Source organism: Kocuria palustris (genome assembly GCF_007666205.1).
Taxonomy (GTDB): Bacteria; Actinomycetota; Actinomycetes; order Actinomycetales; family Micrococcaceae; genus Kocuria; species Kocuria palustris_A.
The window spans coordinates 1-8261 of sequence record NZ_VDOR01000026.1 but is presented as its reverse complement, the minus strand read 5'-3'; the positions used below and the strand labels follow the sequence as shown (position 1 = coordinate 8261).

9 protein-coding genes and 2 pseudogenes are annotated in these 8261 nt (G+C 61.9%); 8 read left to right on the top strand and 3 right to left on the bottom strand.

All coding sequences use genetic code 11. The features are described 5' to 3' along the window. From FSY66_RS12225 to FSY66_RS12215, 3 genes and pseudogenes are all read left to right on the top strand, one after another. A pseudogene (locus FSY66_RS12225) lies at positions 1-895 on the top strand (MobF family relaxase); the annotation flags it as partial. Positions 896-1068: 173 nt separating this feature from the next. Further along, the gene (locus FSY66_RS12220; RefSeq protein WP_144795347.1) at positions 1069-1443 is read left to right on the top strand and encodes a hypothetical protein; all 375 of its coding nucleotides are present in this window, start codon (positions 1069-1071) and stop codon (positions 1441-1443) included. Between the two features lie 110 nt (positions 1444-1553). Further along, positions 1554-2555, top strand: a complete 1002-nt coding sequence (locus FSY66_RS12215; protein ID WP_144795345.1) for a nucleotide kinase domain-containing protein — start codon at positions 1554-1556, stop codon at positions 2553-2555. A 13-nt stretch (positions 2556-2568) separates the two neighbouring features. Here FSY66_RS12215 and FSY66_RS12210 read toward each other — a convergent pair whose 3' ends face one another. Next, entirely contained in the window at positions 2569-3567 is a 999-nt protein-coding gene (locus FSY66_RS12210) for a thymidylate synthase (protein ID WP_186304570.1), read from the bottom strand. 5 nt (positions 3568-3572) lie between these two features. Beyond that, the gene (locus tag FSY66_RS12205; protein WP_144795341.1) at positions 3573-4196 is read right to left on the bottom strand and encodes a dTMP kinase; all 624 of its coding nucleotides are present in this window, start codon (positions 4194-4196) and stop codon (positions 3573-3575) included. A 67-nt stretch (positions 4197-4263) separates the two neighbouring features. Between FSY66_RS12205 and FSY66_RS12200 the strand changes: the two genes are divergently transcribed. The 4 genes from FSY66_RS12200 (at position 4264) to FSY66_RS12185 (ending at position 7627) form a co-directional block, all read left to right on the top strand. Then, positions 4264-5076 carry a hypothetical protein gene (locus tag FSY66_RS12200; protein ID WP_144795339.1) on the top strand — a complete coding sequence of 271 codons (813 nt, stop codon included), beginning with the start codon at positions 4264-4266 and terminating at the stop codon, positions 5074-5076. Next, positions 5073-5534 carry a TIR domain-containing protein gene (locus FSY66_RS12195; protein WP_186304569.1) on the top strand — a complete coding sequence of 154 codons (462 nt, stop codon included), beginning with the start codon at positions 5073-5075 and terminating at the stop codon, positions 5532-5534. Before FSY66_RS12200 ends, FSY66_RS12195 begins: the two co-directional genes overlap by 4 nt. Beyond that, positions 5531-6454: a DUF4231 domain-containing protein gene (locus FSY66_RS12190; RefSeq protein ID WP_260850714.1), complete on the top strand. Its 924-nt coding sequence runs from the start codon at positions 5531-5533 to the stop codon at positions 6452-6454. The genes FSY66_RS12195 and FSY66_RS12190 overlap by 4 nt, the downstream gene beginning before the upstream one ends. Before the next feature lie 78 nt (positions 6455-6532). Beyond that, positions 6533-7627 (top strand): CHAT domain-containing protein, encoded by a 1095-nt coding sequence (locus FSY66_RS12185; RefSeq protein WP_144795333.1) that lies wholly within the window; start codon positions 6533-6535, stop codon positions 7625-7627. Positions 7628-7648: 21 nt separating this feature from the next. Here FSY66_RS12185 and FSY66_RS12180 read toward each other — a convergent pair whose 3' ends face one another. After that, positions 7649-7957 carry a helix-turn-helix domain-containing protein gene (locus FSY66_RS12180; protein WP_260850713.1) on the bottom strand — a complete coding sequence of 103 codons (309 nt, stop codon included), beginning with the start codon at positions 7955-7957 and terminating at the stop codon, positions 7649-7651. A gap of 67 nt (positions 7958-8024) precedes the next feature. On the opposite strand from FSY66_RS12180, the pseudogene FSY66_RS12175 reads away from it, so the two are divergent. Then, positions 8025-8204: pseudogene (locus tag FSY66_RS12175) on the top strand (transposase); the annotation flags it as partial. Between the last annotated feature and the right edge of the window lie 57 nt (positions 8205-8261).

Sequence of the window (8261 nt, the reverse complement as noted above, 5' to 3'; positions counted from 1 at the left end):
GCCCGCGCACTCCTCGAAGCCGGCGGATTCAGACCACACCTACACCCCGAATTGTGAAGAGCCTGAGAACCCCGACGCCACCGGCCGGTCGGTGCTGTTCGGGGTGCTCCGGCACATCGGCACCGAACTGTCGGCACACGAGACGATCACCGCCGAACACGAACACTGGGGGTCGGTCGCCCAGCTCGCCGCCGAATACGAGACCATCGCCGCCGCAGCGCAATGCGACCGCTGGGTGAGCCTGGTTCGCGCGTCCGGCCTCCCCGTCGAGCAAGCCGACGCCGCCGTGGAGTCGGAGGCATTCGGGGCGCTCACCGCCGAACTCCGACGCGCCGAAGCGAACCACCACGACCTCGACACGCTGTTCCCGCGCCTGGTCGCCGCGCGCGGACTCGCCGACGCCGACGACATCGCCTCCGTCCTGCACCACCGGGTGGCCCGAGCCACAGCACGACCGGCTGGGTCCGGCCGCACCGGGAAGGCACCGCGCCTGATCGCCGGCCTCGTCCCCGTTGCGCAAGGGTCGATGAGCATCGACATGCGCCAAGCGCTCGACGAGCGTCGAGAACTGATCGAGGCCTGCGCCGACGCCCTCCTCGACACCGCACGTGACGCCGGCCACCCGTGGACGACGGCCCTTGGCACACCACCCCGAGACCCACGCAAGACAGCAGCGTGGCGACGGCACGCCCGCACCGTCGCCGCCTACCGGGACCGATACGGCATCACCGACGACAGCCCCCTGGGCACTACACCCAAAGCGACGGCACAGAAGATCGACGCCGCCCGCGCACGGACAGCGCTCGAACGCGCACAGGCAATCGCGCAGCCGCGCACGCCTGATGCCGCCCCACGACCGACGGCCGGAAGGGATCACGTCGGACCGACGCTGTGAGCGTCCCGCCGCCCAGCCACCCGCCGGCCTCTTTCCTCTGTCGGGGATCGGGCGTAAACTTCAAAGTGAGACGGATTTCTCCTCTGTAACGCGCCGCTCGCGGCAGACCCTCCGGGTCACTCTCCAACGCACCGCCTCATCGGACATACCTGTGCGATGGAGAGGAACGAACCATGATCCGTCTGATCTGGGCCGCGAGCGTCGACACCCGCTATTACCTGCGGCGTTACATGCCCACCAACATCCTGCTGGATGCGATCCGCACCCGCCGCCGGGGATTGAAGTGGGGCGTCCCGGCGATGCTGCTCGCGATCCCGTACCTGCTGATCGCAAACGTCTGCGTCCAGCTCATCGAGGACGGTGGCCCCGGCTGGCTGCACCTTGTCGTCTTGTGGGCGATTTGGAACATGTTGAAGATGCTCTGGATCGGCCCGATCAGCCTCGTCCTGCTCCTCAGAGCATGCCTTCGGGAGCGTCGCATGGCGGCATTTGCCGAAGGCGGGGGCGCGGTCAAGGCCGAGACGGTCCAGCCGACGCTCTCGGTGTAGCTCGACCGTGAGGTGTTCGCGCAGGTAGAGCGAGTCTCCGCGACTGTGCCTGCGGCGCATGGCAGTCTTGAACCACGGTTGGGCTCAGACCGCAAGGATAGGAGGAGCCGATGCGACGCGTGCGGATTGGACGGCGTAGCGTCGTGGTCTCCGAAGTCCTGCCGTCTTACTGGCGCTTCGCCGCCGAGAGGCAGCATGTCTACCACGCGCGTCTTCGCGGAGAGTCGGCACCGTGGACCGACGATCCTGTCATTTCACGCTTTCGATTCACGAATGCTTATCGCGCAGCCGATCGTGTTTCACAGGACCTGATCCGTATCGCCTACGCTGGCTCCCAGGAACCAGAGGATCTCGCGCTCAGGGTTCTGTTGTTCCGATTCTTTAACAAGCCTTCCACTTGGAGCGTGCTAGAGGACCGGTTCGGAGAGATCGCGACCGATTCTTTCGACGTCGATGCGTTCAGCGAGGTTCTAGACGGACTGCTCCTCCGCGGAGAGCGAGTATATTCCGCGGCGTACATCGTGCCGCCGCCCCCATTCGGTGCGACGAGAAAACACCGCAATCACTTGCTTCTGATCGAGCACATGATGCGATCTAGGATCACTGAAAGGCTTACTGGCGCAGCGTCGTTGCGCGACGTATTTGAGACTATCTCGTCATTTCCCTCACTGGGACCCTTCCTGTCGTACCAACTCGCGATCGACCTCAACTACACGACCCTTCTCGATTTCGACGAGAATGACTTCGTGATGCCTGGCCCCGGGGCGCGTAGTGGTATTGCCAAGTGCTTTCCAGACCTTGGTGGATTGCCTGCCGAAGAACTAATCCGATGGATGGTGGATACCCAAGAGGAGCAGTTCGAGCAGAACGGGATTGCGTTCGAGGATCTATTTGGCCGGTCGCTGACACTCATCGACTGCCAAAATTTATTCTGTGAGACGGACAAGTATGCGCGTGTCATGCACCCGCATGTTCGCGGCGTAGGAAGCCGTAGTCGAATCAAGCAGCAGTTTGCTCCGCTTGGCTCACCGGGCACACCCTTCTTCCCCCCGAAGTGGGGGATCAATTACCCGGCGGCGCCGGAAACCTTGCGTGCGGCGGCGGGGGTCTAACACACGGGGTCCTCTAGTGCCTCAGTCGGTAAGGACGTCCCAAATGCTCCGCTGCCGCGATCATCAGCCTGCTGTCGCCGATACCGCTCAAGCGTCGTTCGAGGTCTGCGTCGTCGGCCCCACGTTTGAAGGCCCAGAACAGGTCGATCATGCGTGCATAGGCGGTCAGCAAAGGATCGGTGAGGGCACAGTTGAGGGCTTCGAGACTTTCGCCGGAGCGTATGCCTGTCTCGATGCGCATCCATTCATCCAACTCTGCAGGAAAGCTCTCCCAGGGCGTGTTGAACGCCAGAGGCGCAGTGCTGGCGTGGCTGCGGCCTTCTCCCGCGTGGCCCATCTGCTGCAACAGTTGAGCGGCCGATTCGAAGTGCTGTTGGTACAGGTGCATCGATGAGCTGAAAAAGATCAGGCGACCCGGTTCCTGATCGAGCCAATGGGCCATCATTTCGAGCAGCAGTGTCCATTCGAAGGCATTGATGCCCGAGAAGCCCCACCAGACATCAGTGCTCCGCGCCGCGACGTGAAGGTCGAGTCGCCCGTCTCGAATGAGGAAGTGGAGCCAGTTGTTGCACGGAATATCTTTGCTGCTGACGAAGTCGCGATCAGGATCGAAGATGCTCGCGACTGCTCGCCGCGACGACGGGTCTGCACGCAGTATCGCCACCACTTCGGCCAACTGGTCGATGCCGTTCCAGTCGCGCAGCCTCGGCCCGTACCCTGCGCGCCACGTGATCCCATCGTCGGAGAACTCGTGTGCGCGTTTCAAGTAGGCGCCGAGGTACCTGAGATCATTCCGTCCAGAGATCACCCACATGCTTTCGGCGATGGACGCGAAGACGTTGTTGTGACGATGCGGCACCACCACATACCGGGCGCGGATGTCTATGATCTCGATGAGTCGTGCTCGTAGCTCACGCGTTGACTGGCCGCGAACCTCGACGTGCTCTCCGAACTCCATGATCGAGCGCAGTTCCTCAACGAATGCGGCTTGCACGTCCCGATAGGTCGACATGGGCATCACTGTTCTTGGCCGCTGCTGGCCAGACCGCGCTTCAGTAGTGTTTCCACTACCAGCGCGTGGACAGCATGTTCGGTGTCGCTGTGTACGACAACAGCCAGGTCGGGATGCTGTTCGATCAGAGCGCGATACCCGGCCTCGACGCCCTCGTTGTTATTGCTGTCGAGCTGGTGAGGTTCGAGGAACACGAACACGACGGATGGGACGATCGGGGACCATATCGTGTCGATGAGTTCAAGGAAACCCGCCTCGGAGAGTCTTGACTGCTCGACCGACCCGCCGTACCAGCCGTACGCGAGCGTGGACCACCACCAGCGATCCAGCACCAGGCCACTCGACGCAGCGGTCTCGGTCAGGTGCGTGATCGACTCCGCGTGACATGCGAGGTGCGCGAGTTGCTGGGCGAGTCCCGACGATGGCTTCTCATCGACCGTCTCGCCCTCCAGAGCGGCGTACACACGTTCAGTGAACCGGCCGAAGCCCCGTGGCATGTGGGCGAACACAGCCGACTCGGGGACGAGGGCGTCTCGGAGGCGGCTCAACTGAGTGGACTTGCCGGTGCGATCGAGTCCCTCGAACACCACGACGGCGCCCGGCTGGATCACGAGTGTCCCCTCGAACATGGCCAGCTCCTTTGCCAGTACAGCGTGGCTCCCGGGATGTGTCAGAGGTCGCCCCTATCCTCAACATATGGGAGAGCCCTCGGTCAGAACGGTAGGCGCTACGGCGCGTCGCCTCAGCGAGCCATGGCGTCCACTCGACGACAAGGGAACGGGCTACCTCTCGGTCTACTTCTCCGAGCCTTTGGCTCGCTGGCCCGTCCGCGAGATCACCCGCCCAGGTGACAACAAGAGCGATCCGAATATCGAGACAGGCACTTACGGACTCTTCTCGACCTGCGAACCCACAATGCGCAATCGCATCGTGCACGACGGCGCTGCGACGATCTTCTTCCTCACTACACGCAAGAAGCACCAAGGTCGCGTGCTGTCCGGGTACTACAAGATCGGCTGGTACACCGAAGGAACACAAGGCGCAGTCAACCATGACTACGCTCTAGCCGCGAACGAGATTAGATTCATCAATCCCATCCTCACGAAAGAACTTCCCGAACCTCTCGCAACAATCTGCTCGGCGCCGTTTCGAACGATGAAGCCGATCGACGGCGAAAGTTCCGCTGCGCTGACAAGAATCTGCGACGGGCAACCGGACCAGACAGGCAACTATCTCGACGAGGTTGCGCGGATCGAACGCTTCGCCTGCGCTCGATCAGGCTATGCCTACCCGTCGTGGGGTCGGGAAGTCGGGTTCACTTGGGATGACGCAGCCGACTACTACCAGACCGACGTGGAACTGTCGAAGGTCCCCAATAGCTCCAAGACTCGCAAATGGCGCTGCCGTGAACCCGAATGCGGGTACGTGATCAAGAGCGGCGCACTACTCAAGAAGTGCCCGCTCTGCAAGAAAACCGCCACGCTCGTGCCAGTGGAGGAGGAGGCATGACACGACGCGTTTTCATCAGTTATCAGCACGCCGATCAAATGAAAGCGCGTGGCCTCAACCTGATGACGTATAACAAGAGCGTCAACATCGACTTCACAGGACGCCACCTCCTCGACCCAGTCAAGAGTCACGACCCGAACTACATAAGCCGCAAGATCAAGGAAACGATCACCGGAAGCTCCGCGACAGTAGTGCTCATCGGAAAGAACACCGCCGATAGCGATTGGGTTGAGAAAGAAATCCAATGGAGCAAAGACCAAGGAAAGGGCATCATCGGAATCCGGATCGACCCGGACGCGCGGGTGCCGTATGGCTTGACGGAGTACGGAGCCGAAATACTCAACTGGTACCAGCCAGCTGATGTCAATCAGTTTGACGACGCCATCGAAAGAGCGATCGCCGCGACTAATCGAGGCCGATCGATGCCTACCAACACGATGAGCACGTGCACACGATGAGCGGCCATAGCAACTCCTCTGGCCCAGGGAACATCAAGCTCCCCGGAATCCATGATGCGGCGAGCGAAGCATCAGGACGCGGACAAACTACCTACGTCCGGCTCAGCGCCCTGCGGCTAATCTCGCTTCTCGTAGCCACGCTCGCCGCAGCACTGGGCATCGCCATCGGAAGCTTCGACTTCTCTGGCCTCGTACTTCTCGTCGCGTTCGTAGCCGCGGCACTGGCCGAACTCGCCTTGATCCGATTTCAGCCCGAGCGCGACTGGTACGCCGGACGCGCAGTCGCCGAGTCGACAAAGACGCTCGCGTGGCGTTTCGCCGTCCAAGGAGAACCATTTGGGCCAAGTGTCACAGAGGGAGAAGCTGAGATACTGCTTCGTACCCGAGTCACCGAAGTTCTCCAACGTGGCAAAGACCGAATCAACGTCGGTCCTGGCGATGCCGTCCTCACAGACAGCATGCTTGAACTCCGACGAGCACCATTCCCCGCACGCAGAGACGCCTACCTCGCACACAGAACAGAAGAGCAGCGCAACTGGTACTCGTCAAACGCGCGGAAGAACGAGATCCGTGCCACCGCTTGGCGTTACGCCCTCCTCCTCGGAGAGCTGCTTGCCATCGTAGCGGCGGCTATCTCCCTCAGTCGTGACGAACCCTTCGACTTTGCCGGTATCGTTGCCGCCTTCGTCGCAGGCGGAGCCGCCTGGCTGGCAATCAAGCAATACTCCCAACTGACCTCCGCATATCGAGTAGCGGCAGGCGAGCTTGCCGTTCAAGCAGATATTCTTCGCGGAGTGACCGCCGAGGACTGGCCGCAGGCGGTGGCCGACGCAGAAGAAGCGATCAGTCGCGAGCACACCATGTGGCTCGCTACCCGCGGTGAAGAGCCGCTGCCACCAAACCGCAATGGCCGAGCTTGATGGAAATTCCAAGAGGATCGCGGTCGGCGTGGACTGAGAAGTGGGCAGACTGCAAGAGAAGAAGGACTGTGACATCACATGGCCCGTAGCGACCAGTTGCGTTCCGAAATAGCTCGCCTGGAGACGGCGGTAGCCGGTCACCAGAAGGAACTGGCGAAGTACCAGAAGAAGGCTGACGACGCTTCAGCGAAGGCGCGCAGCGAGCACGCGCGCGCAGAGAAGACAAAGAGCGACGCTACGCGGCGCTCTGCACGCAGCGCGGCCGCGCGCAAGGAGAAGGAGACGTCGGATGCGCTGAAGAAGGTGGGCGAGATCGGCACAAAGACTGCGAACGCTAACAAGGCGATTGCAACCAAGCGGACCTCTCTGCGCAACGCGGAACAGAGCGAGCAACGTGCACAGGACCGCGCAGACGATCGTCGTCGCCAGAAGGAGAAGACTCACGTTCGGGAGATAAGCAGGCTCAGTCGACCCCCTTCGCAGATTCGCTACGTCGAGGTACAGCCGCCGAAGCCAGAACCACTTCGAGTGCTCTATCTCACAGCAAATCCCCACGCCGTGGAAAGAGTCATCGAGCACCCGGACGGATCTGTTGAATCGAACGGCGTCTGGCTGCGCGTAGATCAAGAGGTGCGCCAGGTGAAACAGGCATTGAGGGCATCAAAGTTCCGAGACCTGGTGACGATTGAGCATCTGCCTGCGGCGACCGGATCAGACTTGATCGACGGCCTCAACGATCATAGGCCCCACGTCGTTCACTTCTCAGGCCACGCCTCCTTCTTAGGCGTCCTCCTGGAGAACGAGGAAGGCTCAGTAGATGGTGCCGAAGTAGAGTTCGGCCTTCTCGCTCAAGCGCTCGGGGCCACTGACCAACCTCCCCAACTCGTCGTACTCAATGCCTGCGAGAGCCTCGAAGGTGCCGATGATCTGTTGCAGACGGTCCCGACGGTCATCGGGATGTCAGAGTCGATCACGGATGTTGCCGCTGTGACGTTCGCCGCGAGGTTCTACGCCGCAATCGCCTCCGCGCAGTCGGTTGCTTCAGCAGTCGACCAGGCGAAGGTGGCTATGCAGATGGCATCGCTAGAGGACTCTCACCTGCCTGAGATTCGAAGTCGAGATGACGCAAACCCCTCCGAACTGATCTTGGTGACGCGACCACCTGGTAGCTGACCGCGCAGACGGTTCGGCGGATCAGATTTGACGACGACTCCCAGTGCGGACCCCGCCACCGCACGCGAGCACCGCGGATCGCACAGCCTCGCTGCTGATGCCGAGTCGGGTGGCGACCTGGGCGAGAGTCAGACCGTCTGTGTAGAGCCGGGCAGCGTCCTGGCGGATCGCGTCGGGCAGCTCGGGCTGGCGTGCCGCCATTCCGGCCTGCCGGGCTATCTCGCGCACCGTGCCGCGGTGCACCTTGAACCGCGTAGCCAGCTCTCGCACCGGCACGCCGGCAGCGTACCCGGCGAGCAGTTCAGCCCGATTGGAGAGGGACTGCCGCACGGAGAGGTGACATCTTGACCTGACCTATGGCTCGGTTTCCAGTTGACGTCGCTAGTCGATGGTCTTCATGGAAGGCTCTTCGCATGCCACCCCGTACCCTCCCGAGTTCCGTGCCCGTGCCATCGCTCTGGTCCGCGAGGGCCGCCAGGTCAAGCAGACCGCACTGGACCTGGGCATCCACGAGGTCACCCTCCACAACTGGCTGCGACAGGACGATATCGACCACGGCCGCCGGCCGGGACTAAGTGTTGTGGGTCATGAGGTTCTTGGCGCGGGTGCGTCGATGAGATGAGGAACGGGCTCC